Annotated in this window: 21 protein-coding genes; 16 read left to right on the top strand and 5 right to left on the bottom strand. The window is 58.0% G+C overall.

The genetic code is table 11. The annotated features are described in order from the left end of the window. The first annotated feature begins 521 nt into the window (after window positions 1–521). Complete coding sequence (locus NMA52_RS14235) at window positions 522–746, top strand: UPF0175 family protein (RefSeq protein WP_254828363.1); 225 nt, start codon at window positions 522–524, stop codon at window positions 744–746. Between the two features lie 161 nt (window positions 747–907). Then, window positions 908–1,186, top strand: coding sequence for a DUF3368 domain-containing protein (locus tag NMA52_RS19215; protein ID WP_371930972.1), 279 nt, complete (start codon window positions 908–910; stop codon window positions 1,184–1,186). A 221-nt stretch (window positions 1,187–1,407) separates the two neighbouring features. On the opposite strand, the gene NMA52_RS14230 is transcribed toward NMA52_RS19215, so the two are convergent. Next, window positions 1,408–1,749: a helix-turn-helix domain-containing protein gene (locus tag NMA52_RS14230; protein ID WP_254828362.1), complete on the bottom strand. Its 342-nt coding sequence runs from the start codon at window positions 1,747–1,749 to the stop codon at window positions 1,408–1,410. Between the two features lie 98 nt (window positions 1,750–1,847). Between NMA52_RS14230 and NMA52_RS14225 the strand changes: the two genes are divergently transcribed. Further along, window positions 1,848–2,258: a DoxX family protein gene (locus NMA52_RS14225; RefSeq protein ID WP_254828361.1), complete on the top strand. Its 411-nt coding sequence runs from the start codon at window positions 1,848–1,850 to the stop codon at window positions 2,256–2,258. A 127-nt stretch (window positions 2,259–2,385) separates the two neighbouring features. Here the strand turns inward: NMA52_RS14225 and NMA52_RS14220 are convergent, their stop codons facing one another. From NMA52_RS14220 to NMA52_RS14205, 4 genes are all read right to left on the bottom strand, one after another. After that, window positions 2,386–3,297 (bottom strand): AraC family transcriptional regulator, encoded by a 912-nt coding sequence (locus NMA52_RS14220; protein ID WP_254828360.1) that lies wholly within the window; start codon window positions 3,295–3,297, stop codon window positions 2,386–2,388. A gap of 6 nt (window positions 3,298–3,303) precedes the next feature. Continuing rightward, window positions 3,304–3,813 carry a hypothetical protein gene (locus NMA52_RS14215; protein WP_254828359.1) on the bottom strand — a complete coding sequence of 170 codons (510 nt, stop codon included), beginning with the start codon at window positions 3,811–3,813 and terminating at the stop codon, window positions 3,304–3,306. A gap of 10 nt (window positions 3,814–3,823) precedes the next feature. Continuing rightward, entirely contained in the window at window positions 3,824–4,774 is a 951-nt protein-coding gene (locus tag NMA52_RS14210; protein WP_254828358.1) for an SDR family oxidoreductase, read from the bottom strand. A gap of 217 nt (window positions 4,775–4,991) precedes the next feature. Further along, on the bottom strand, window positions 4,992–6,569 hold the full coding sequence (locus tag NMA52_RS14205) for a hypothetical protein (protein WP_254828357.1): 1,578 nt from the start codon (window positions 6,567–6,569) through the stop codon (window positions 4,992–4,994). A gap of 201 nt (window positions 6,570–6,770) precedes the next feature. Between NMA52_RS14205 and NMA52_RS14200 the strand changes: the two genes are divergently transcribed. From NMA52_RS14200 to NMA52_RS14140, 13 genes are all read left to right on the top strand, one after another. Further along, entirely contained in the window at window positions 6,771–9,842 is a 3,072-nt protein-coding gene (locus tag NMA52_RS14200) for a SusC/RagA family TonB-linked outer membrane protein (protein ID WP_254828356.1), read from the top strand. A 33-nt stretch (window positions 9,843–9,875) separates the two neighbouring features. Next, the gene (locus tag NMA52_RS14195; RefSeq protein WP_254828355.1) at window positions 9,876–11,441 is read left to right on the top strand and encodes a SusD/RagB family nutrient-binding outer membrane lipoprotein; all 1,566 of its coding nucleotides are present in this window, start codon (window positions 9,876–9,878) and stop codon (window positions 11,439–11,441) included. An 86-nt stretch (window positions 11,442–11,527) separates the two neighbouring features. Continuing rightward, complete coding sequence (locus NMA52_RS14190; RefSeq protein WP_254828354.1) at window positions 11,528–14,755, top strand: VCBS repeat-containing protein; 3,228 nt, start codon at window positions 11,528–11,530, stop codon at window positions 14,753–14,755. 74 nt (window positions 14,756–14,829) lie between these two features. After that, window positions 14,830–15,231 carry an ACT domain-containing protein gene (locus NMA52_RS14185; RefSeq protein WP_254828353.1) on the top strand — a complete coding sequence of 134 codons (402 nt, stop codon included), beginning with the start codon at window positions 14,830–14,832 and terminating at the stop codon, window positions 15,229–15,231. A 20-nt stretch (window positions 15,232–15,251) separates the two neighbouring features. Continuing rightward, the gene (locus NMA52_RS14180; RefSeq protein ID WP_254828352.1) at window positions 15,252–15,734 is read left to right on the top strand and encodes a GNAT family N-acetyltransferase; all 483 of its coding nucleotides are present in this window, start codon (window positions 15,252–15,254) and stop codon (window positions 15,732–15,734) included. 57 nt (window positions 15,735–15,791) lie between these two features. Further along, complete coding sequence (locus NMA52_RS14175) at window positions 15,792–17,426, top strand: ABC-F family ATP-binding cassette domain-containing protein (RefSeq protein ID WP_254828351.1); 1,635 nt, start codon at window positions 15,792–15,794, stop codon at window positions 17,424–17,426. A gap of 755 nt (window positions 17,427–18,181) precedes the next feature. Further along, window positions 18,182–19,021: a hypothetical protein gene (locus NMA52_RS14170; RefSeq protein ID WP_254828350.1), complete on the top strand. Its 840-nt coding sequence runs from the start codon at window positions 18,182–18,184 to the stop codon at window positions 19,019–19,021. A gap of 60 nt (window positions 19,022–19,081) precedes the next feature. Next, entirely contained in the window at window positions 19,082–20,608 is a 1,527-nt protein-coding gene (gene purH / locus NMA52_RS14165) for a bifunctional phosphoribosylaminoimidazolecarboxamide formyltransferase/IMP cyclohydrolase (protein WP_254828349.1), read from the top strand. Window positions 20,609–20,688: 80 nt separating this feature from the next. Continuing rightward, window positions 20,689–21,435, top strand: coding sequence for a type III pantothenate kinase (locus tag NMA52_RS14160; RefSeq protein ID WP_254828348.1), 747 nt, complete (start codon window positions 20,689–20,691; stop codon window positions 21,433–21,435). Next, window positions 21,422–22,807, top strand: coding sequence for a hypothetical protein (locus NMA52_RS14155; RefSeq protein ID WP_254828347.1), 1,386 nt, complete (start codon window positions 21,422–21,424; stop codon window positions 22,805–22,807). The genes NMA52_RS14160 and NMA52_RS14155 overlap by 14 nt, the downstream gene beginning before the upstream one ends. 6 nt (window positions 22,808–22,813) lie before the next feature. Then, the gene (locus tag NMA52_RS14150; RefSeq protein ID WP_254828346.1) at window positions 22,814–24,211 is read left to right on the top strand and encodes a tol-pal system YbgF family protein; all 1,398 of its coding nucleotides are present in this window, start codon (window positions 22,814–22,816) and stop codon (window positions 24,209–24,211) included. A 228-nt stretch (window positions 24,212–24,439) separates the two neighbouring features. Continuing rightward, window positions 24,440–25,450: a hypothetical protein gene (locus NMA52_RS14145; protein WP_254828345.1), complete on the top strand. Its 1,011-nt coding sequence runs from the start codon at window positions 24,440–24,442 to the stop codon at window positions 25,448–25,450. A 3-nt stretch (window positions 25,451–25,453) separates the two neighbouring features. Continuing rightward, on the top strand, window positions 25,454–26,446 hold the full coding sequence (locus tag NMA52_RS14140; protein ID WP_254828344.1) for an ATP-binding protein: 993 nt from the start codon (window positions 25,454–25,456) through the stop codon (window positions 26,444–26,446). The last annotated feature ends 10 nt before the right edge of the window (window positions 26,447–26,456 follow it).

Raw genomic sequence — 26,456 nt, 5'->3', positions numbered from 1 at the left:
CGTTGCTCTTCAGTGAGGTCGGGGAAGCTGCGCAGGAGGGTCAGAAAGCGGGTCAGGGCGTTGGTCATTCTCCCAAGTTCGGGAGCACGGTAATACCATCAAATGCTTAGCTTAATGGCCGTGAACACTGCGCCATCGTCAAGCCAGCGGTTGAGCTTTTGGGTGTCGATGAAGCCTTTATACTCTAACCAAAAGATGGTCAATATCCGATTGTCTATTGGTGAAGCCGGCCTGCGCTGGCGCCCCCGCTCGGTGCAACCGCATCCATAGCCATAACCACATCGCTATAGCTGGCTAGGTGCGGGTTTGGCCCAACAGATAAATTCAGCCGCGGGTCCACAGAAAATTAAACGATCAGGGCAGCTAAGAAAACTAATTTCAACGGCAGTTTACCCTATTATAACACTACAGCATGAGGAGGGTACTTCACAAGTATGCTGATCGACAGCACTGGCTGATTCAGCCCGAATCTTGGCAACTTCCCTTTCTTGATGGTTGTTTGACCATAAAACAGACCCCCTATGGGCTTCCACGTTGAATTACCGGCCGACTTAACTGCTACAGATTTTGATCTGAAGATGATGTTTGCCAGTAAGTTATTTGCGGAAGGCATCATCACTTCCGGACAGGGAGCTCAGATCGTAGGGATCAGCAGACGCTCGTTCATCGAGTTGCTGGGACAGTACGGAGTGGCCGCGTTTCAGACGGAGGAAGATGATCTTCTAGAAGACATCGCTAAGGCCTGATCGGATCGTTATTGCCGACGCAAGCACGCTCATCGGTCTACATAATAAGTGCCTGGAATTATTGCACGAGCTGTATGGACACGTTGTGACCACAATAGTCATAGAAGAGGCAGCAATAGATCTGCCGGATTGGATCCGAGTTGACGATAACTACAATAGGGATGTCTACCGATCGCTTTTGCCTAGTTTGGACGCCGGGGAGGCTAGTTCAATCGCCTTGGCTCTTGCACATGAAAGCTCTACTAATCATCGACGAACGAAAAGGGAGAAGTAGAGCTAAGTCATTGGGTATAGTGATTACTGGATTGATTGGAATTCTGATCCGGGCTAAGCAGCGTGGCCTGATCTCGTCGGGCAAAGACAAACTGGACAGCTTGCGAAAGCAGGGATTCCATTTATCGGACAAGATCTACCAACTGGCGCTAAGGGAAACGAAATGAAAGAAAAGTAAATGTGCCCAGCACCGCGCCCAGCGTCTACCGGGGCCAAGGAGGGAAGTGTGGATTGGCTTCTATTTGATCCGCGGTGGCGTCCCGCCGTCAATAGCCCGAAAGCTTCCGCTGGTCGGTTTCGGTCCATGCCGCCGCGCCGCCCCGCTCGACGGTAGGGCGGCGTTCTGACCCTCTTACAATCATACTGTCGAGCCGGGCTGTAGTGACTGCTAAACATGGTCGGCAGTCACGGCATTCTTTCCAATAATTCTTTTCCGGTGGTTAATTCCCCAGGTGTGTAATTCCAGAATCACTTTCCCTAATGTCTGGGCGTAATCGGTGAGGCTATATCTTATGGATACCGGATAGTCTTCCACGACAGTCCTTTTGATCAACTCATTTTCTTCTAGGTCTTTCAGCTCTTTGGATAATACTTTCGAGGATATTTTCGGGATGCTTTTTTCGATTTGAGTGAAACGGGTATTTCCGTGGGATAGAGAGATCAGGATCATTAATTTCCATTTTCCGCCAACAACAAATAAGGCGTCGCGGACGGGGAGCATGTCGTTCATACAGTTGGTCGAACCCGGCATAACCACTTACTTTTAGGTAACCACTAACATTTGGTAAGCAAAATTACATAATTTTGCGTGTCTCAACTAAAAACTCTATGTCAGAAAAGAAGAAAAACAATCTGCTCAATATTGCATTATGGGCAGCCCAGATACTGTTAGCCGGGATGTTTATCCTGGCGGGGGCGATGAAGTCTTTTCAACCCATCGCTACCCTGGAAGAGTCTTTGCCCTGGGTGGCAAATACGCCAAGTATAGTGGTCCGTTTCATCGGTATCAGTGAGTTGCTGGGAGGTATTGGCTTGCTTCTTCCGTCCATTCTGCGGATCAGATCTCAACTGACCGGTTATGCCGCCCTGGGCCTGGTGCTCGTAATGCTCTTCGCTTTCGTATTTCATCTCAGTCGGGGAGAGTACTCATCGCTCGGCGTGAATGTGGTCACCGGACTGCTCGCCGGCTTCATCGCGTGGGGAAGGTTGAAGAAAGTACCCATTCATCCCAGATCGTAGGGGAGGAATCAGGGCGCGCAGGGTTTTACTTAGCCCGTAAAGATTGAATACCGCAGGGACTACCTACCGAGGGCGTGCCCGCCTAGCCGGCCCCGATCGGTTGACGGTGATGCTTGATTCGCCGGCATCAGTTCATCTTAAACTTTTCGATATACTCCGATGGACTTAACCCTTCCTTCTTTCTAAACAATCTTGAAAAATACTGCGGGTACTCAAACCCCAGTTCGTAAGCTACTTCCGAAATGCTTTTGTCCGGATTCAGTAAAGCGCTCTTAGCTTTATTGATCAGATAAAATTGCAGATGCTCCGTCGTGGTCTTACCCGTCTCTTTCTTAAGCGTGTCGCTCAGGTATCGCTGTGAGACCCCTATTTTTTGGGCTATTTGTTGAATGCTCGGGATGCCCTTATCCAGTAGTTGTCCTGATTCAAAGTAGGCGTCTAAGTTCTCGGTGAATTGCTCCAGCAAATCATTGGACAAATCCCGGCGATCGAGGAATTGTCTTTCGTAAAAGCGATTGGCATACTTAAGCAAAGTACCTAGTTGGGAAACAATTATATCCTTGCTGAATTCATCCGGATTATTGTAATATTCCGTTTCGATGCTGCCTACTATGGCTTCCATCTGTCTTTCTTCTCTGGGCGATAGGTGCAAGGCCTCGTTGGCGGAATAAGAGAAAAACCCGTACTTCTTGATTTCCCGTGCTAGCTCGGTACCCTTAATAAAATCTTCGTGGAAATTTATGGAAAAGCCCCTCTGCTCAAAGACCGCGCTACTATCCCACTGCATAACTTGCCTCGGACCAATGAAGATGAGGACGCCATCGGTAAAGTCATACTTCGTCCGCCCATAGTTTAGATGTCCTTTGACCATCTTCTTTAAGCTGATGGAGTAACAATCATTAGTTATCGGAGGTGAACTTGCCCTCGGACAGGGAAGGAATGCTTCACCCTTTTCGAACAACACACTCAGCATCGGATGCTCCGGGCGGGGCAGTTGGAGGTAATCAAAATAAGCCGATAGTGTCTTGAAGTGTTGCATATTGTCCTATTCTTCCAGCCCTTTTTTCGCTGACAATTCTTGATGGTACGCATCCATTCTGGCGTACGCGGTACCGTCAATCAACAATATAACCACCAGCATGGCAATGGCCGTGATCAGACTTGCCCGCCAGACAGGAGCGTTAAGCAGCATAATGCCTACGGCACAGGCAGCGATAATTACCGGAATCGCCGTGAACACCACCGTGTTGTATTCTTTCAGGGTCCCTTCCGCACGGGCCAGTTCTGACTCGATAAAGGCTGACGCATCACGGTCGTAGGCCCCGGGAAAGGCAGCAAGCCTTGATTTATTCGTGAAGAATAAACCGAATCCAATGATCGTCAGCAAGACGCCTGCCACTAACATAGGAATAATGTATGCTCTCGCCACTTCGGTTTTCCCTAGTTGCCAAAATCCGATGCTTGCCGCTACGAAGAGAACTCCGAAGAGAATGAAGAAGGGGGTCGAGACAAGTTCCGCTTTCGCCCAGTCGGTTGATGCTTTTAGAATGTCCATAATCGCTCTTTTAAATACTCCACTTAAAACCCGTTGCCTTTTCCGATACTTCCCACAACTGGCTGGATACCTCCTTATCCTTAGCGTGTGGTTCTATCTGGTGCGCTCCTACGGGACCCGTCCAGTTACTCCTTCCCGTGGGCCCGTAGAAAGCCTTCTGGTCCAAGTCTTCCTCCGTAGCGCACATCAATTGCGGGTAAGCCCCCTTTTCGGCGGATTGCGTCAACGGCGATAACTTCATCAGACCGAAAGTAAGCCTCATCATTAAACTACCACTGGTATCGATCAGTGACGTCCTGGAGGCCCCCGGGTGACAGGCATACGCCTTAACACTGGTTTTGCCTGCTTTATCCAGTCTGTCCTGCAGTTCATAGACGGTCATGATCTGGGCTAGTTTGCTCTGACTGTAGGCGTCGTTGGGCGTGTAACCTTTATCCCAGTTCATATCATCGAATTTAATGGTCTTTATGCCCATATCGTACCCCATACTGCCTACCGTAACGATACGACCGCCGGATTTTTCGATGAGCGGGAAAAGCATCCCCTGCAGGGTGAAATGACCGTAGTGGTTTACCCCCAGTTGACTCTCAAAGCCGTCGACGGTGAGTTTTTGGGTAGGGACCTGAGCGATAGCCGCGTTGCAGATCAGTGCATCGATGCGTGAGACCTTCTCCAGTACTTCCCGCGCTGCTTTTCGTACCGAAGCTTGTTCCGCGAGGTCCATTACTATCGACGATACGTCTATATCATTACCGAGTCCTTGCTTTAAGGTCGTGATAACATCCGCTGATTTTTTAGCATTGCGGTTCAGCATTACCACTCTAGCGCCCTTTGATAATAGGATCCGTGCCGCTTCGTAGCCCGTACCACTTGTCGTGCCGGTAATGACAAAGGTTTTACCCTTTAGGTTACCTATCCGTTCGGGTGTCCACCCTTCCTTGCCAAATTGATTTGTATTCATCTTTAATTCGTTTCTAGGTAATTATTAGAACGATACAAAGGTAGAGCGGTAATCCCCTGGGGATTTTATACTGAATTTCGAATCGTGTATACTTTTTGGTTCATTTGCAGTTTGGGGTGGAATAATTATCCTGGGCGTTGAACCTGCTACGGGTTAAACCAGGCAGGGCGGCACGGCCGCAAGCAATGGTGCCGGAGGCAAAACCTAGGTTGTCGTTTTACCGCACGATAATCTCCACCTCTCCAAACATGACCGGATTGCTGCTTACCCGCAATTTTTTGTTGCTGGCCATTGTCACCTCCTCCAGGATAACGCGCTCCGTTACGATATATGGAAACTCGGGGGTGAAGTCCGGCGATGTCCACCCGGAATTAAAGTCCGCAAAAATCGCCGGCCCGGGGTAATCAGCCGGATAATCGAAATCGTCAATGTGCAGTCCTTCGATGATGATTTGTTCCGGCATGTAGCAGGTATAACCAAAATCGTGCCCGCCCGTATTTGCGCCACCGATGAGGACGACGCTACCCGGGTCGGCCGTGGGAGCATACGTGCAATTGCGAATGACGATCTCCCCACGCCAGGTACTTCCGTAGTCGGATCGCAAATTGACGAAACTCCGGCTCCGTACGGTAGAGTTCTCTACCAGGAGCGTACCACTGCCGATAGCGTTAATGCCCATGTGTCCGAGGGTGGAGTTGCGAATCGTGGCGTTGGCTACTCCCTTATGGGCGTCGAAGCGGGAGAGGGTGCAACTGTCGAAGAGTAAGTTCTTGCCGTAGTTCGAGCCCATGATGCCCCAGTAGCTACGATCGTCGATGTCGTTGGTTTGTCGACAGTTGATGAACGAAACGTTGAGGGCACGGCTGACCAGTATGTCATAGGAGCCCATGGAGACGGGCTTACCCGCGGAACCGATGGTTTGGTAGGTTTTGTGTCCGGTGAGCACGGTGTTGCGAACAGTGACGTAAGCGCAGTCCCGGATGTCAAGAAATCCGCCGTAGGGGGCCCCGGTCTCCCCTTCCCCCTGGATGCGATGCTCGAGTCCGTCGATGACTACGTTCGAGCGCCGCACGGCCAGATTGCGGCGGTAATAGTTGTACGCTGATTCTTCCCGATTGGCGATGGTAACGAAGCGCCCCCCGGTGACCCGAAGAACACTGGTATCAATGGGAAGGGCGGTCATACCGGTAATCCGGTCGAAGTCCCAGACGATCGGCGCGTCGGCGTCCACCCGCCCGTGCTCGTCGACAACGAAAATATCGGTTTGGGGGGATCCATTGTCCTGGTTCAGCCCGTAGCGGATGTAGTGGCGGACGGTCGAATCGCTTACCGCAATCAGGTGAGGTCCGGACACCGAAATAGCGACGGTCTCCTGTCCGCGGCGCAAACGGGTGACGGGCGGCAGTTCGGTCGGCTGGTGCGCCGATCGTACCTCGAATACGGCAGCCGTGCGGTCCGCTACCTCCGTATCGTCGATGAGGAAGGTCGCCGTACCGAAGTCGGTATCGGTCTGGATAACGGCCGTTTGCTCGCCTCCGCCCAGGTAGTAGGTTGCCCGGTCCGGACACCTGACGGGCAAGTCGTGTGCGTTCGCGAAGGCATGAGCGGCGACAACGGCAGCGAGATCATTAGCTTGTCCGTCGCCCCGGGCACCGAAGTCTTCGTAACGGACGTGCTCGGCGGCAATAAGCTCTAGGGTGTCGCGAAAGGAGGTAGTTCCCGGAGCACCAATCGTTTGCCCGAACAGCGCAATATTATAGAATAGCAATAGACATAGGGCGGCGGGGCGCTTCATTGGTGACGGGATTTGTGAAGTCCGAAGCTAGTAAACGCAGCCTTAGTACGGGGTGACATAAAATCGGGGCCAAGGGGCGGAATTGAGGGGGCGGATTGATAAAATATTTGCCGGCAGGGACGAAAAACTCACTTCACCCCCTCGTTTTTTATATATTTGAACCGTATATTTTTCTACACTCACACCTTCTAACACATCGGTATGCTGCGAACTGATCAACGGGCCGTCCGGGCCTCAACTCATCGCCCACCGGCACTCCTTCTCCTGCTTTGGTGTTTGCTGCTGACCGTCGGTCTGACCGCTCAGACCGTATCCGGACGGGTCCTGGACAATGAGGACGGTCTACCCCTCATCGGAGCTACCGTTGCCGAGCAGGGCACGGCTAACGGTACCGTTACCGATATCGACGGTAATTTTTCACTAACCCTCACCCAGGTACCCGCTACCATCATGGTAACCTACATCGGCTACGCCAGCCGGGAAGTGCGGGTCGACGGCGACCAGTCCGACTTATTGTTTCGCCTCAGCGAGGGAGCAAACCTCGACGAAGTGGTCGTCACCGCCCTTGGCATCGAACGGAGTACCAAGAACATCACCTACGCCGTGCAGGAACTCGACGGCGATCAGGTGCGCACGACTCGTGACCCCAATTTCGCTAATACCCTCAACGGTAAGGTGGCCGGCCTCGTCGTGACTACCGGTGCGGGTGGACCCGGCGGCGCCGCGCGCATCGTACTCCGCGGCAACCGCTCCATTTCCGGATCTAACAATGCCCTGGTAGTCGTGGATGGCGTACCCATCGACAACTCTACGCGCGGACAGGTCGGTAATGACTTCGGCGGCTACAATAACATCGATGGAGTGTCCAACATCAATCCCTACGACATCGAAAGCGTGTCCTTCCTGAAGGGAGGCGCCGCGGCGGCCCTCTACGGCAGCCGGGGGGCGAACGGCGTCATGCTGATCACGACCAAATCGGGAAGCGAGGGGCGCATCCGGGTGGACGTCAATTCCGGCGTGTCCTTCGAAAGCCCCAGCCTATTACCCGAATTTCAGAATACTTACGGCCAGGGCAACGGCGGTGTCTCCAACGAAACCGCCTCCGGAAGCTGGGGCGGGGCCACCACGACCTACCCCGACAACGTGGAAGACTTCTTTCGCACGGGCGTCAGTCTGGACAACAGCATCAGCCTTTCCGGTGGAACGGAGCAGACGCAGGCCTACTTCTCCTACACCAACAACCGGAACCAGGGCATCATCTCCAACAACGAACTGAACCGGAACACCTTCAATCTTCGCCTCCAGCAGAAGATCGGCAACAAGATCCACGGCGATTTCAAGGCCACGATCGTAGACCAATCCATCGACAATAAGGTGAAGGTCGGGGAGGAAAGCGGCATCGTGCAGAACCTCTACAAGATTCCCCGCTCGGTGGACCTGGCCAACTACGAGGACTTCCAGGACGAAGACGGAAACCCACGCTACTGGACCACCTCTTCCATCTATACCAACCCCTACTGGACCCTCAACCGGACGCTCAACGACGACAACCGCGACCGCCGGATGTTCCTCGGCAGCCTGACCTACGACGTGACGGACAAGATCAAGCTGACCGGCCGCGCCAGCCTCGATCGCTCCAACGACCTGCTGACCTTCCGCTTCTACGACCGCACCCTCCTCTTCGCCGGCCCCGGTGGAACCTACCAGGAGGGGTCCGGATACTTTCAGGAGAACAACTTCGACCTGTTCCTGAATGGCTACCAGGACATTAATGAGGATTTTCGGGTCGACTTTCTGGTCGGTACCGCCCTCAACCAGCGGGAGTCGAAGTACACCTTCGTGAATGCCAATGGCCTGTTAGTGCCCAATAAGTTCTCGACCGACTTCGGCATCAACGTGTCCACGAACAGCACCGTTTCCCAGCGGGAATATCAGTCCGTCTTCGGTACGGCCTCCATGACCTTCCGCAACTACCTGGTGCTCGACGCCTCGGCGCGGAACGACTGGTCCTCGACCCTGCCGGCGCCCCACTCCTTCTTTTATCCCTCCGTGGGCCTCTCGCTGATCGTAACCGACATGCTGCGGCTGCCGGAGTTCTTCTCCTTCGCCAAACTGCGGGGAACGCTCTCCGAAGTCGGAAACGACGCCGATCCCTACCGGCTGCTGAATACCTACAGCGTGCAGCAGGGCGGTACCAACGGCTTTATCGCCCAGGATGCTACCCGCAACATTCCCGACCTGAAACCGGAAATCACCCGTTCCCTCGAATTCGGGGCCGACGTCCGGGTGCTGCGCGGCCGGCTGGGGGTAGACTTTACCTGGTACAAAACGAACTCCTTCAACCAGCTCTTCCTCGTTCCGCTTCCCGCGCCCACGGGTTTCTCCGACCAGTACATCAACGCCGGAGACGTGCAAAACAAGGGCGTGGAACTAACGATCCAGGCCCGGGTGATCGAGCAGGAAAACTTCGGCTACCGGTCGACGGTAAACTTCGCCCGCAACGTCAACACCATCGTCGAACTGTCCGAACGCACCAAACGGGTGTTCCTGGGGGGGGGCTTCGGCCGGACGGCCGGCCCTCTCGTCGAGGAGGGCGGTCGCTACGGTGATCTGTACGGCGAGGGCTGGGCCCGCGATGACCAGGGCCGCTTCATCGTGGACGATATGGGGCTGCCCGTCGGTTCCGGGGGCGGAGAAACACTGATCGGTAACTTCAACCCGGACTACACCATCGGGTGGAACAATAATTTCGACTTTCTTGGTTTCAACGTTTCATTCCTGATCGATGGCCGTTTCGGCGGCGTCATGGTTTCGGGTACGGACGCCAACCTGGCCTTCGACGGGACGGCGGACTACACCGCCGCCTTCCGGGAGGGCGGGCTGGTACTGCCGGGCGTAACGGAGGACGGCACACCGAACAATGTAGCCATCACGGCCGAACAACTATGGACCCGCGTTTCCGGCGGCCGGTACTCCTTCGGGGAGTTCTTTGCCTACGACGCCACCAACGTGCGTGTCCGCGAAGTGTCCGTAGGTTACAGCATACCCCTGCCCGAAAACTTGCGCATCCGTACCGCCCGGGTCAGCCTTACCGGCCGCAACCTGCTGTTCCTCTACCGGGGCAAGGCCCTGCTCGACATTCCCGGCATCCCGGAGCGGACCATGAACTTCGACCCCGACATTCAACTGGGGGCGGGCAACTACCAGGGCGTAGAGTACGGCAGCCTCCCCTCCACCCGTACCATCGGCGTGAACCTTCAACTCGGCTTCTAGAATCCCCTCCCCTAAATTCAAATTACCCTACGCATGCTACATCAATCGCGCGGCTTAGTCAGGTACCTGCTACTGGGTGTACTCAGTTTCGGCTTATTCCTGGGCTGCACCGAAGACTTCGAGGAGCTCAACGTAGACCAGGCCAAGCTGGCCAGCCTGGGAGCGGAAGAATACCCTTTCCTCTTTAGCAAGGCCCAGTCGGCCTCGTCCTATGCGTTCTGGCGGTACCAGGTCGCTCAGAATCTCTTTGCGGATCTCTACGCCCAGTACTACGCCACTACCGCTACTTACTTCCCCTCCGACCGCAACGTGATCCGGATGGACTGGATGCAGTGGCACTGGCGGCCCATCTACACCGACGCGGTACCCCAACTCAAGGTGCTGCTGACCGAGCTCGACCCCAGCTCCCCCGAGTACGCCATGGCCAGCGTCACCTGGGTGTACGCCTTTCACCGGCTCACCGATTACTACGGACCGGTCCCCTACTTCCAGGCCGGCGAACCCCTGGAGAGCGTGCCTTACGATCCGCAGGAGCAGATCTACGACGACTTCTTCAAGCGCCTCGACGCGGCACAGGCCGTCTTCCGGGCCAATGCCGGTGGTAACGCCTTCGGAAGTTTCGACCTCATCTACGGCGGTGACATTGATAAGTGGCTTAGGTTCACCAACAGCCTGCGGCTACGGCTGGCCCTGCGGATCTCGGACGTCGACCCCATCCGGGCACAAACCGAAGCCGAAGCCGCCGTGGCCAGTGGTGTTCTGGAGGATCCGGCCGACGATGCCTATATGTCTAAAACGGAAGCCGGCACCGACGTGAACGGTCTGGCCGGCATTAGCGTCTGGAACGAATTCCGCATGAGCGCGTCCATGGAATCCGCCCTGAAGGGCTACGAGGATCCCCGGATCGGCGTATTCTTCCAACCCGTAGACGATAGCGGCGAATACAACGGCTTGCGCAACGGACTTACCCCCGCCCAGTTGGGCGATCCCCAGAACCTGGCCCAGGCCAATTCCAACGTCGGCAGCCGCTGGGTTACGGGAGGCGGATCGGCCTGGGCGCGGGAGGGTACCACGCCGCAGAACATCATGCACGCCGCCGAAGCCTACTTCAACCGGGCCGAAGGAGCCCTGAACAACTGGGACATGGGGGGTAGCGCCGAGGAACTCTACAACGCCGGCATCGAAGCCTCCATGAAGCAGTGGGGCATTACGGACGAAGCCGCCATCGCCGCTTACCAGGAGTCGGAATCGACGCCCGTCGCCCCCGGCGATTTTCTGAATTCTCCGCCCGTATTCGACGCCCCCATTGACTTCGGAGATTCGGAAGCCATGCAGCGGCTACAGATCGCGACCCAGAAGTGGCTGGCCCTCTATCCCGACGGTATCGAAGCCTGGGCCAACCTGCGGCGGACCGACCTGCCCGATCTCTACCCGGTGGCAAATTCCGAAAACAGCGACATCCCGGATGGAGAGCGTCCCAACCGTATTCCCTTCATCGACTACGAAAAGAACACCAACGGAGAAGCCGTGGCGGCCGCCGTCAGTCTGCTCAAGGGGCCCGACGTGGCTTCGACCCGTCTGTGGTGGGACGTCAATTAACCGACCGCCCCCCACGCCGCCCGACGAATGGACTCCGCCACCCCGGGGTCCATTCGTATTTTACCCCGATCCATAACCACCGGTCTTTGCATCACTTCGCCTGCCTGACGGGTCTTCTTTTCCTTTTCCTCAGCGGTTGCCGGGAGAATAGGGACACGCGGTTCACCCACGTGAGCCCCGCTGAATCCGGAGTTACGTTCGAGAACCGACTCACGGAATCACCGGACTTCAACGTTCTCAAGTACGGCTACTTCTACAACGGTGGCGGCGTCGGGGTCGGGGACTTTAACCGGGACGGCATCCCGGACCTCTACTTCAGCGGTAACCTCGTCGCCAACCAACTCTACTTCGGAGAGGAAGCGGGCACGATCCGCTACCGCCGGGCCCCCGCAAGCGCGGGTATCTCCGCGGCCGACGGTTGGAACACGGGCGTCAGTATCGTAGACATTAACGGCGACGGCTGGCTCGACATCTACCAGTGCCGCTCGGCCGCCGCCAGTCCCCGCCTGCGCCGCAACCTGCTGTTCATCAACAACGGCGACGAAACTTTCACCGAAAGCGCCGCCGCCTACGGCCTCGACGAATCCGCCTACTCCACCCAGGCGGCCTTCTTCGATTACGACCGCGACGGCGATCTGGACTGCTACCTCCTCAATCACTCCGTTCAGGACTACGCCGGCTTCTCCGCCGCCCGCTCCGAATTAAAGACGACCTACGACGGGCGGTACGCCTCCAAGTTGATGCGCAACGATGGCGGCACGTTCACCGACGTATCCACCGAAGCCGGCCTGCGGGGCAACGTACTCAACTTCGGACTCGGCGTAGCCCTGGCCGACTTCGACAACGACGGCTGGACGGACCTCTACATCTCCAACGACTTCAATGAGGAGGACTACTACTACCGCAACCGCGGCGACGGCACCTTCACGCCCCGACTGCGCGAATCCTTCGACCATACCTCCCTTTTCTCCATGGGCTCCGAGGCGGCGGACCTCAACAACGACGGCCACACCGATCTGGTCACCCTCGACATGCTTCCCCGCTCCAACCAGCGGATCAAGATGACCTCCGGAGCCGATAACTACCAGAAATTCCGGGCGCTGGTCGATAATGGTTTTTATCACCAGTACATGCGCAATATGCTGCAGCTCAACTGCGGCGACGGCAGGTTCGTGGAGGTCGGCCAGCAATTCGGTATTTCGAATACGGACTGGTCGTGGTCGGTGCTCGCCGGCGACCTCGATTTAGACGGTTACCAGGATCTGTACATCACTAATGGCTACGCCCGGGATTACACCAATATGGAATTCCTGACCTACACCGTCGACGTACAGACTCGTGGCGGGGATGCCGTCGACCCCATGGAGGTGATCGCCAATATGCCCAGCATCGAAGTCGGAAACTACGCCTACCGCAACCGGGCGGGGGAGGGATTCACGAACGTATCCGGAGCGTGGGGCCTGGACGCGCCCTCCCTGTCCAACGGTGCCGTCCTGGCCGATCTCGACGGCAACGGAAGCCCGGATATCGTGGTCAGCAACGTCAACGCGCCGGCAAGTATCTACCGCAACGCAAGTCCCACTTCTTCCTTCCTGTCGGTCGATCTTACGTCGGCACCCCCCGCCCTGGCCATCGGTGCGCGGGTACGGCTGGTGGAAGGAGACACGGTACAGACCCGTCACTTTTTTCCGGTGCGGGGCTTTCAGTCAAGTGCCTACGTCCCCCTCCTTTTCGGGCGGGGCGAACGGCGCGGGCCCATCGACTCCCTCGTCGTGGACTGGGCCGACGGTACCACCCAATCCTTAACGAGCGTAGTGGCTGATCGGTCCATAACGCTTATCCCGGCGGACCAGCGTACCGCGGCCCCTTCCTTCCCCCGGCCCCCGGACGCGGCAATCCGCCCCCTGCCGTTTACGCACCGGGAAGACCTCATGAACGATTTCGACCGCCAGGCCCTCCTGCCCTTCATGCTGAGCTACGGCGGCCCGGCCCTGGCCTCCGCAACCTACGCCGGTCAGGACCTGATTTTTCTGGGGGGTGCCCGGGGGCAATCCGGCGCAATACTGGATTTGAGTACCGCCACCCCGCAATCCCTTCCGCAACCCGCCCTGTCGGCCACGGCGGACTACGAGGACACGGCCGCCGCCTTCGCCGACCTGGACGGCGACGGTGATCCGGACCTTATCGTAGGTTCGGGCGGGTACGCGGGAGCAATAAACGATCCCGCGTTGTCCCCCCGAGTCTACCGCAACGACCGGGGGCAGTTCACCCTATCCCCCTCCGCTTTCCCCGATCAGCTGAAAATCCACTGTGGTGCGGTCGTCACCCTCGACGTGGACGGGGACAGCGATCTCGATCTGTTCCTGGGAGCACGCGTACTACCGGGAAGTTACCCGGAAGCGGGACCTTCCTACGTATGCCTTAACGACGGAAGCGGTCGGTTCCCGACCGTACTTCCCCTGGACCTCGGCATGGTAACCGCCGCCCTGAAGACCGATGCGAACGGAGACGGCCGACCCGACCTCGTCGTAGCGCGGGAATTTGGTACCGTCGCCCTGCTGACCAACGTGGACGGCGCGCTGAGCCCGGAGCACCTGCGCGACCTTACGCCCACGGGTGTCTGGCAATCCCTTGCATTAGCGGATCTCGACCGCGACGGAAACCCGGAGATCATTGCCGGAAACCTAGGAGAGAACAACCAACTGGCCGCGGTGACGGAGGAAGGGCTGAAGCTCTACCACGGCAAGCCCTTCGGAGCCGATCAGCGGATCCCGTTGCTGGCTTACCGGCAGGGCGGGAAGGAGTATCCTTTCGCGGCCCGCGACGAACTCTTTGCCGTGCTGCCCGGCCTGAAAAAGCGCTACCCGGACTACACGAGCTACGCCACGGCCACGATGGAGGAGGTATTCGGTCCGGAGCTGGGAAGTATGGAGGTCCTGAGTGCCGCCGATCTGAGTAGCCGGATCGTATCGCTCGGTTCCGACTCCGCCGGCTCCCGCGCGCTGCCGCCCGAACTCCAACGTTCGCCCCTGCGTGCCCTGTCCTGCCCCGACCTCAACGGCGACGGCTTCCCGGACCTCATCGCCGGAGGTAATCTCTTGCGCACCCGCGTCCGGATCGGGCAAATGGATGCCAACCACCTGCAACTGTACCTGAACGATGGGCGGGGAGGTTTGCGCTATATTCGGGACCTGGGCGTAAGGGGCGAAGTGTCCGGACTGGCGTACTTGCCCCGGAATTACCGGCTGGTGGTGGCGCGCAACGACGCCGCAGCCCTGGACATCACCATTGGTGCCCCGGCGGAAGCCGAATGATTTCGGTCCGGAAAGACAACAGGCGTTTCTTCACCAGCAATTTAAGCGGTAACCGCACCCACAGCTAATCACCTATGGCCGGAGAAAAGGACCTTACCACCCTCCTCAGAGGGCTCTCCCCGGTGCTGCACGAGGGGCAGTACGTATTTGCTTCCGTAAGTGATCGCTCCACGATCGATCGGACGTTGACGATCGGTGAGTTCAGGGAGCGGGAGGGGACGACGGTGATCGTAGAACGGTCCGTGGCCGACCGACTCGGTCTTCCCTACGATTACGTAGCGGCGTGGATCACTCTGGAGGTTCACTCCGCCCTCGCCGCGGTGGGCCTGACGGCGGCCGTTGCGGGAAAACTGGCCGAACATAGCATCAGTTGTAACGTGGTGGCCGGGTACTACCATGACCATATTTTCGTTAATTGGATAGACCGGGATAGTGCGCTGCGGGCACTGACGAACCTCGCCCGCGAGGGTATTTAGGTCTCCAAATCAACCGTCCTATGGTCAGTTTACGAACGGCAACCCCCGCGGATGCCGGTTTGCTGGAAAGCTGGGAAAAACAGTCCCACGTCATAGAAGCCGGCGCGGGCGATGATTGGAACTGGAAGGTCGAGCTCACGCGACGTCCCGCATGGAGGGAACAACTCATCGCGGAGGTTGACGGGCGGCCGCTCGGCTTCGTGCAGATCATCGACCCGGCCGCGGAGGAAACGCATTACTGGGGAGAGATCGGTCCCCACAAGCGAGCGATTGACATCTGGATCGGCGATCGCCAGGATCTGGGACGGGGTTACGGCACGCAGATGATGGAGCGGGCACTCGAGCGCTGCTTTGCCGACCCCGGAGTGATGGAAGTATTGGTCGAGCCGCTCACTTCCAATCACCGGGCGCGGAAGTTTTACGAAAAACTCGGCTTCCGCTTCCTGGAGCACCGGATGTTCGGAGCGGACCACAGTGCCGTCTACGTCTTGCGCAGGCCGTAACGGTCCCAACCACCGCCGCCTAAAAGCGTTATCTTCGCACGCTAAAATTTTATCGTTATGCTTTCAGTGCAGGACCTGACCGTCCAGTTTGGTAAACGCGTGTTATTCAATGAGGTGAACCTGAACTTTGTACGGGGCAACTGTTACGGAATCATCGGGGCGAACGGCGCCGGGAAGTCGACCTTTCTGAAGGTTCTCTCCGGCGAGTTGACCCCCAACCGGGGCAGCGCCAGCCTGGAGCCGGGCAACCGGATGGCCGTGCTGAGCCAGAACCACTTCGGGTACGAGGACAAGCAGGTGCTCGAGGTCGTGAAGATGGGACACGAGGAACTCTTCGCCATCGAGCAGGAGAAGAACGCCATCTACATGAACCCGGACGCCACCGACGCCGACGGTATGCGGGCCGCCGAACTCGAGAATACCTACGGGGAAATGGGGGGCTGGACGGCCGACTCCGACGCCGCCGAGCTGCTCTCCAACATGGGCATCAAGGAAGACCTGCACTATAAGCTGATGGAGGAGCTCACCGGCCCCGAAAAGGTGAAGGTGCTCCTGGCGCAGGCCCTCTTCGGCAACCCCGATATCCTGCTGCTCGACGAGCCGACCAACGACCTCGACGCCCATACGGTGCACTGGCTGGCCGACTTCCTGGCCGACTTCCCCAATACGGTGATCGTCGTGAGCCACGACCGCTACTTCCTCGACATGGTCTGCACCCACATCGTCGACATCGACCGCCAGCAGGCCACCATCTATACCGGCAACTACAGCTTCTGGTACCAGTCGAGTCAGCTGGCCATGCAGCAGATGCAGAACAAGAACAAGAAAATGGAGCAGAAGCGCGCCGAGATGATGGAGTTCATCCAGCGGTTCTCGGCCAACGCCTCGAAGTCGAAGCAGGCCACCAGCCGCAAGAAGGCGCTCGATAAGCTGAACCTGGAGGAAATCAAGCCCAGCAGCCGCAAGTACCCCTTCATCGCCTTCCAGCCCGAGCGGGAGCCCGGCGACCAGATCCTGAAGGTTTCCAATCTGAGCAAGAAATCGCCCGACGGCACCACGCTGTTCTCCGGCGTCAGCTTCACGATGAACGGTCCCGACAAGATCGCCCTGGTGAGTATGGACTCCGCCGCCATTACCGCCTTCTACGAAGTACTGGCCGGTCTGACCACGGCCGACAGCGGCACCATCGAGTGGGGACAGACCATTACGCCCCAGTACCTGCCCAACGAGAACAACGACTTCTTCACCGAAGAGGTCGGCCGCCTCGATCTGGTCGAGTGGCTCCGGCAGTACAGTCAGAACAAGGATGAGCAGTTCATCCGCGGCTTCCTCGGGCGCATGCTCTTCGGCGGTGAGGAAGTGCACAAGCAGGTGAAGGTCCTCAGCGGGGGCGAGAAGGTGCGCTGCATGATGTCAAAAGCCATGCTCAATCACCCCAACTTCCTGCTCCTCGACGAGCCCACCAACCACCTCGACCTGGAAAGCATTACGGCCCTCAACAATGCGCTCAAGGACTTCAAGGGCAATCTCATCATGAGCAGTCACGACCACGAGCTGGTCCAAACGGTCGCCAACCGCATCATCGAGATCGGCCCCGGCGGCATGGTCGATAGCCTCATGCCGTACAGCGACTACGTGGAGTCGGAGGAAATCGAGAAGAAGCGAGAAGGGATTTATGAGATGGTGGCTTAAGGATTTACAAATTACAATTTACAATATCTAATTTTCAATTTGCGGGGATGCTCGCCCTGCGGGAGCTCGTCTAGGTGGCAAGTGTGGGAATTTGCCATTTACGGTTTACCATAGCTGATTTTCAATTTGCGGGGATGCTCGCCCTGTGGAAGCTCGTCTAGGCGGTAAGTGTAGGGATTTGCCATTTAAGGTTTACCATAGCTGATTTTCAATTTGCGGGGATACTCGCCCTGTGGGAGCTCGTCTAGGTGGCAGGTGTAGGGATTTACAAATTACAATTTACAATATGTAATTTTCAATTTGCGGGAATGCTCGCCCTGCGGGAGCTCGTCTAGGCGGTAAGTGTAGGGATTTACAAATTACAATTTACAATATGTAATTTTAAATTTGCGGGGATGCTCGCCCTGCGGGAGCTCGTCTAGGTGGCAGGTGTGGGGTTTCTATTTGCAATTTTCAATGCATAATTTTCAATTTTTGGGGATGCTCGCCTTGCGGGGCTCGGGTGCGTGGTAGGTGAAGTTTATCAGTTAGGTATGTCCTGACCCGAGGGATTTCCGGGCTTAGTGGGACGAGGGCAGCAGCGGCGGTCGATCTTCCGGTGAAGATTTCACCTTTAAAATTTCCACCGGCAAAGCGACGCCTGGCCCGCTTCTCGTTTAAATTTTACATTTGAAGCCCTAACCCGTCTAATTCCTCACCTTCTGTTTACCTACTTCATTGCCATCGACTGGAGCGCGCGCAACCGGCCCAGTCCCGTGAAACCGAGTAACGATGCTATCTGGCTGGCGGAAGGGGGCGCCGCACCGGAGCAGGAACCAACGACTCGCTATTTCCGTACCCGACAGGCGTGCAGCGATTACCTGGAAGCCCGTTTACTGGAGCTGCGCGACGAGCGGGTGCTGGTCGGCTGGGACTTTTCTTTCGGTTACCCCAAGGGTTTTGCCAAGGCACTCCGGCTTAGGGATAAACCGGCCTGGCGGGCGGTGTGGGACTGCATCGACGAGTTGGTCACCGACGCACCGGACAATCGCAATAACCGCTTCTGCGTGGGGGCCATGCTCAACCAGCGAACCGGGGCGCCGGGCGGACCCTTCTGGGGCGTGCCGGCGGGGGAAAGCGGCATCTTTTTGGGTTCGCGCCGCGATTTCGACTACCCCGTCCCCACCCGCCGGGCCGTTCTGCCCGAACGGCGGTTGGTCGAGCGGATGCATCCTCGCCTGCAGCCCGCCTGGAAGCTGGCGTATACGGGCAGCGTGGGTAGCCAATCCTTACTCGGTATTCCGCGGCTGCGGTACCTGCGCGATCATCCCGCACTATCCGCTTCCCGGGTCTGGCCGTTCGAACCGGACTGGGCGGGGAACGCGGGTGCCATGATCCTGCACGCGGAAATCTACCCCAGTCTGCTCACCCTTCCGCCCTCTGGTGCCATTCGGGACCGGCAACAGGTGGAAAGCTACGTGCGTTGGCTGCGGAGCCGTCAGGGGAGCGGGGAACTTTCCGTGCTGCTGGACCGTCCCTGGGGCGGCGGCGGGAAGCGGCACCGGCGGGTGGTCGATCACGAAGGTTGGGTGTTGGGACTGCGGGCGGATGACTGACGGATGCCCGCGGCGGACGTAAAAAGCGTATCTTTGCGCCCTTTAAACCAACAAGTGCCCATGACATCACGCAAGATTCGCTCCGCACTGATTTCCGTTTACCATAAGGAAGGCCTGGGACCCATCGTCGATGGCCTGAACAAACTCGGAGTAACGATCTACAGCACCGGAGGTACCGAGACCTTCATCCGTGACCGCGGTATCGAGGTCGTTCCGGTAGAGGAGCTTACGGGCTATCCTTCCATCCTCGACGGACGCGTCAAGACCCTGCACCCCAAGGTACACGGCGGTATCCTGGCTAAGCGCGAGGAAGACCACCTGCTGCAGTTGGCGCAGCTCGAGATCCCGGAGATCGATCTGGTCATCGTCGATCTGTATCCCTTCGAGGAGACGGTCGCCAATACGGAGGAGGAGGACCTCATCATCGAAAAGATCGACATCGGCGGTATCGCCCTGATCCGCGCCGCCGCCAAGAATTACCGCGACGTGGTCATCGTCCCCAGTCGGGAGGACTACGCTACCCTGCAACAGATCATCGACAAGCGCGAGGGCGTCTCCGAACTGGAGGAACGCCGTCAACTGGCCCGCCGCGGGTTCGCGGTGAGCAGTCACTACGATACGGCCATATTCACTTACTTCAACGAGGACGGCGCGCTGCCCGTATTCAAGCGCAGCGAGATGAAGGCCAACGAGCTGCGGTACGGGGAGAACCCCCACCAGGAGGCCACCTTCTTCGGCCGGCTGAACGAGATGTTCACCAAGCTGAACGGTAAGGAACTGAGCTACAACAATCTGGTGGACATCGACGCGGCCGTCGCCCTGATAAAGGAATTCGAGGACGCCGATCCGACCTTCGTGATTCTGAAGCATACGAATGCCTGCGGCGTGGCCGTGCGGCCTACCCAACTCGAAGCCTGGAAAGCCGCACTTGCCGGAGACCCCGTATCGGCCTTCGGAGGCATTCTCATCACCAACCAGCCCCTCGAACTGTCGGTGGCCCAGGAGATCGACAAGCTGTTCTACGAAGTGCTCATCGCCCCGGACTTTACCGATTCCGCCCTGGAGCTTCTGAGTAAGAAGAAGAACCGCGTGCTGTTGCAGTACCACCACTTGCAGCAGCAATCGGCCAGCTTCAAGAGCCTGCTCAACGGCGTCATCGTGCAGGATACGGATCTGCAGACCGAGAGCGCCGACCAGTTCGAGATCGTGACCGAGCGCCAGCCCACGGGCCGGGAGACGGCCGACCTCGTCTTCGCCAACAAGTGCGCCAAGCACCTCAAGTCGAACACCATCGCCCTGGCCCGCGACAATCAGCTCATCGGGATGGGTTGCGGACAGACCAGCCGGGTCGACGCCCTTAAGCAGGCCATTACGAAGGCCAGGAACTTCGGCTTCAAGCTCGACGATGCGGTCATGGCATCGGATGCCTTCTTTCCCTTCTCCGATTGCGTGGAGATCGCCGGGGATGCCGGCATCACCGCCGTGGTACAGCCCGGAGGCTCGATCAAGGACCAGGATTCCGTCAAAGCAGCAAATGCGGCAAATATCGCGATGGTCATGACGGGTGTTCGGCACTTCAAGCACTAGACCGAATAATACTTGCCCGACTTTAACTTCCGCTTAAGAACCCCCCCGCCCGGTTTCCGCGTCTTATAGCCGACTTTGAGATGAGCTCACCTTCCCGCAATCTTGTCGTCGACGTCGGTAACTCCGGCATAAAGGCCGCGGTCTTCAGCGACGATGACTTGATGCTTCCGGTCTCCCGGTTCCGTACCGGCGACTGGTCAGCGATCGACGGGATGGTAACCAACCTTGGGGTACGTAACATCATCTATTCCACCGTGGCAAACGTGCCATCCGAACGGTGGACGGATACCTGGGAAAAAGCCGGGATCGGGGTATATACCCTGGACCGCAGCAAGCCGCTTCCGTTCCAATCCGACTACCGGACCATGGACACCCTCGGCCAGGACCGCATCGCGGCCGTGGCCGGTACGGTAGGGCGGCTGCATACGGCACGTCTTATCGTGGATGCGGGCAGCTGCGTGACCAGCGATCTGGTGGATCGCCGCGACCGTTACCTCGGCGGCAACATCAGTCCGGGGGTGAGTATGCGGTTGCGCTCGATGCACGAGTTCACCGCCCGACTCCCGCTGGTAGAGACGGGCGCGGCCGTAGATACGGTTGGCCGGTCGACCGAACAGGCACTCCTGCACGGTGGACAGGTCGGCGTGGTTTACGAGATCGAGGGCCTGTTCGGCCGCCTGGTGAACGTTCACCGCGACCTGCAGCTAGTGCTCACCGGCGGCGACGCGTCCTTGCTGCTTCCTTACTTCTCCATTGATGTTCTAAGTTACCCCAATCTGGTCCTGCGTGGGCTCAATCAAATACTGTCAACTTATGTCAACAAATAATTTTAGAACAAGTCTGCTCCCCTTCGCGCTGCTGCTGGTCCTGGTAACCGGCGGCGGGGTGGCCGCACAAACGAGTCCGGGACTTGACTTTGTTGACATTCGGCCCAAACAAAACAGCCCCCTGAGCCGCTTCGGCCTCGGCGATCCCATGGATCAGGTGCACGCGGCCGCGGCCGGCATGGGCGCGCTGCAGTCTACCTATCAGGACGCCTTTCACCTGAACCTGCTGAACCCCGCCAGTCTGGCCAGCCTGCAGGCGACCAGCTTCGAGGTCGGCATCTACGCCCGGAACTCCGAACTGACCGACGCCAGCGGAAGTGCCAACGCCTGGCAGGGAAACCTGCGCTACATCGCCCTGGGCTTCCCCCTGCGCAACCCCATCAACCTGAGCCTCGACCGTATGCTCAACTCCTGGAACGGCGGCATGGCCTTTTCCCTGGCCCCGACCACGCTGGTCGGATACGACCTCGAGCTCCGCAGCGATAACGAGCAGACGGGACCCACCTCCAATCAACTCCGGGGGACGGGGGGTGCGTATCGCTTTACCTGGTCTACCGCCCTGCGCTACCGGGGCCTCTCCGGCGGGCTCAACGTCAACTACAATTTCGGCAAGATCACCAACAGCCGCATTCTGGCCTTCGACAGTATTCCCGAAGCCCTGGCAACGGAATTTCTGGAAGAGTTCAGCGTCAGCGGCTTCAGTCTCGGATACGGCGTACAGTACGCCTTCAACTTTACCGATCTCAACGAGGAGGGCCTCCGGATGCCTAATGGCAAGCGGATCATCGTGGGCGCCAACGGAACGCTGGGCGGGAACATCGATACCGAATCGAGCCTGCTGTTCCGTAAGTTCAGCCCCACCGGTAACGTATCCATTCGCGATACGGTCCGCTTCGAGGAGGGCATCGGCGGAAAAGTGAACCTTCCGGCGAGCTATTCCGTCGGACTGGCCTTCGAGGACGCTAACCGGCTGTTCGTCGGCGCGGAGTACGGCGGCACCGGCTACGGAAGCTACACCAACGACGCGCAGCCGGAAGATCTGGCGGACACCAAACGGGCCGCCGTGGGCATCCAGTATATACCCAACTACGACTCCTACAACAGCTACTGGAAGCGGGTCCGGTACCGCCTGGGTGCCCGCATGGAAGATGACCCCCGGGTCGTGAACGGCGTGCAGGCTCGCCGAAATGCCGTTACCTTAGGGGTGGGATTACCCATCCGTTTACCCCGGCAGCAAGTATCCTTCGTCGATCTTGCCGTCGAATATGGTAAATTTGGGGTCCCCGATATTCTTGACGAGACCTATGTACAATTTACGCTAGGATTTAGTCTGAATGACAACTCCTGGTTCTTTAAACGCAAACTCAACTAAACCAATATGCAAACCATCCTCCGCACCCTCGCGCTTTCGCTGGTCTTTTGCGGCTCCGTTTCCCTAGCGAACGCTCAGTGCGTGACCTGGGTAGATTCGCCGCAGAAGGAACAGGCTGAGAACGCTCACGTAGCGTACCGCAACTTCGTTAAGGGTAAAACAGCCGAAGATCTCGCCGCCCTACCCGAGGCCGAGTTCAACGATGCCTTCAACAACTGGAAAAAAGCCTACGACATCGCCCCCGCGGCGGACGGCAACCGTCCCTTCCACTACCGCGACGGCCGGATGTTCTACAAGGCCATGGCCCAGAAGGCGACCGACGACGCTAAGAAGCAGGAGTACACCGACATGATCTTTAAGCTATACGATCAGGAACTCGAGTGCTACCCTAAGTACGAAGCCTATCTGCTCGGCCGTAAGGGATCCGATATGTTCTACCTCGCCGGCTACAGCGAAGATGCCATCGAGATTATCGAGCAGGCCATCGACGCCGGTGGCAACGACACGGAGTACGTCGTACTCGCCCCCCTGGGTAAGCTCCTGAACTACTACTTCAAGGAGAAGGCCATCGACAACGTGCGGGTTCGGGAGTTGTACGACAAGGCCGCCAAGATGGCCGACTACAACATCGAAAACAACGAAACCTACGCCCCCTACTACCAGGCCGGTAAGGATAACCTGGAGGCCGACGTACTGGAGTTCGCGGATGAGATCTTCGACTGCGACTACTTCAAAGGACTGCTGATGCCGAAGGTGGAAGAGAACAAGGACAGCCTGGATATCCTCAAGTACATCATCACCAAGCTGAAGGTGCAGGGCTGTGACTCGACCGATGCCGACGTGCAGCACGTGCAGCAGCTCTACGACCAGCTCTACGCCGTCAAGAAGGATGAGTACGAGGCCGAGCGTCGCCGTCTCAACCCCATCTACGAAGGCAGCGAACTGATGAAGGAGGGCAAGTACGCCGAAGCCGTGGAAGCATTCCAGCGCGGCATCGAGGCCACCGACGACGATGAGAAGAAGGCACAGGCTTACTACTACATGGCCCAGATCCAGAACGCGGAACTGGGGCAGTACGGTGCCGCCCGCCAGAACGCCAACCGGGCCGCTCAGCTTAAGGGCGACTGGGGCAAACCCTACATCCTGATCGGCGACATCTACGGTCGCCTCAGCCGCAACTGCGGCGACGCCTGGGACCAGCGCCTGGCCGTACTTGCCGCCATCGACAAGTACAACTACGCCAAGAGCATCGACTCCGAGGTAGCCGGCGACGCCAACCGCCGCATCGGTAACTACCGCAGCTCGATGCCGATCCGCTCCGAAGCGTTTCAGCGTGGATTCGAGGAAGGCCAGAAGCTCCGCGTGGAGTGTGGCATCGGAGAAACCGTCACCCTGCGGTTCTAGTACCCGCGCCGGTCTTCACCGCTCAGAAAGCCCGTCCGTACCCAAACGGACGGGCTTTTTTGGTACTTAGCCGGCTCCCGCGCGCCGCCGCCCCGCAAATAGTCGATAAATTGGGGACACTGGTCGAGGGACGCAAACTTGCGGACCGGTAACGGCCTTTGTAATCGCGAGGCTGACCGTTATCTTTGACGACGGCCCTAAAAACGATAAACAATGGATGCACCACAGATGAAACCTAAGTCCTTCTGGCAGCGCCCCGAAGGCGTAACCGGCTTGCTCTTCCTGGTGGCCCTTGTCGGCGTGCTGGGCTTCGTGGCCGTCACCTTCGGTGCCGCGATCCTGAGCTTCATCAGCACCACGATCGGACTGGTAGTGGCCGGCCTCATCGTGCTCGGACTGATCTACATGATCGCCGATCCCAAAACCCGCAATCTGGTCTTCTACATGTACAAGAGCGTGATGCGGGCCATAACGGGAATGTTCGTCCAGATCGACCCCATCGGGATCCTGAAAACCTACGTCGACGAGCTGCAGGGCAACCTGCGTAAGATGAACAAGCAGATCAGCCAGCTCCGCGCCCAGATGCACAAGCTCAAGGAAGTCATCGTGAACAACGAGCGCGAGATCAGCAGCAACCTCAAGATCGCCGGTAAGGCCAAGGAGACCAATAAGCGCAACGTGATGATCCTGAAGAGCCGCCGCGCCGGCCGCCTCAAGGACAGCAACATCAAACTCGAGGAGCTCTACAAGAAGATGGAGGTCCTCTACCGGGTGCTCACCAAGATGTACGAGAACAGCTCGATCCTGGCCGAGGACATCAAGGACCAGGTAGCCGTAAAGGAACAGGAGCGCAAGGCCATTCACGCCAGCCACGGGGCCATGACCTCCGCGATGAGCGTCATCCAGGGCGATCCCGATCAGCGGGCCATGTTCGATATGGCGATGGAGAGCATCACCGAGGACGTGGCCAATAAGGTCGGCGAAATGGAACGCTTCATGGAAGTGTCGGCCAACTTCATGGACTCGGTGGACCTGCAGAATGGCGTCTTCGAGGAAGAGGGCCTCAATATGCTGGAAGAGTGGGAAAAGGAATCCAACAGCCTCCTGCTCGGGGAGGAGAAGTCCAACCTGCTGATGCAGGCCAACAACGACAGCGACGTACTGGACCTCGACGCCCCCATCGCCGAACGGCAGCGGCAGTCGGGCAGCTCTAACCAGTACGATTCCTTCTTCAACTAGCGGATGCGGCGACTCCCCCCGATCAGTTACGCCATTCTCGCTTACATGCTGCTGGCCTTCGGTTGGTGGTGCATCCTTTTGCTCCGTAAGAACGAGGAAGCCCACGTCGCCCGGGTGGAAAAACTCGCGATCGAGCTGGCGGTCCAGAAAAAGATCGAGCGGGCGAGCGAATTCCAGCAAACGGAGAACTACGTCCTGCTGACCGACCGCTTCGAGCGACAGCAACGCATGATCATCGGGGAGGCCCTACTGCTTGTCCTGAGCCTGGTCGGGGGGATCTACCTGCTGTTCCGCAACCTCCGCAAGGAGATCAGCGCCGCCGAACAGCAGCGTAACTTCCTCCTGAGCATTACCCACGAACTGAAATCGCCGCTGGCCGGCATCCGCCTCGTACTGGAAACCTTCCAGAAGCGTCGGGAACTCAAACCCGAAATTCAGCAGAAACTCAGCACCAATGCCCTGGCCGAAACCGATCGCCTCACGGCCCTGGTCAACGACCTGCTACTTAGCGCCAAACTGGAAAGCATGTACCAGCTCAACCGCGAGCCCATCAACTTCGGTGAACTGGTACAGGACGCCGCCGACCGGGTCGTGCTGAAGTACCGCGGCGCAAAGGTGAACGTGGACATCGAGCCCGACATTCCCCCCATCGCCGGCGACCGTCCGGGACTGACCAGCGTAGTCGTCAATCTGCTGGAGAACGCCGCGAAGTACAGTCAGCCGGAGCCCGTCATTCACACCAGCCTGCAGCGCGGCGGCGAGAGCGAGATCGTCTGGACCGTAAAGGACAACGGCGTCGGCATCCCCGACCACGAAAAACGGCGGGTGTGGGCCAAGTTTTACCGGGTGGGGAACGAGGATACCCGCAGCACCAAGGGAACGGGGCTGGGGCTGTTCATTGTCAAACAGATCATCGACAAACACGGCGGCCAGATCGAAGTGAGCGATAACCAACCGCGGGGCACGGTGTTCCGGGTATATTTGCCGCTCAGCTAATCCACCCCCG

Origin of the sequence: Lewinella sp. JB7 (assembly GCF_024297185.1) — a bacterium.
Lineage (GTDB): Bacteria > Bacteroidota > Bacteroidia > Chitinophagales > Saprospiraceae > Neolewinella.
Note: the sequence above shows the minus strand (reverse complement) of the source record. Positions and strands in the feature narration are given on the sequence as shown.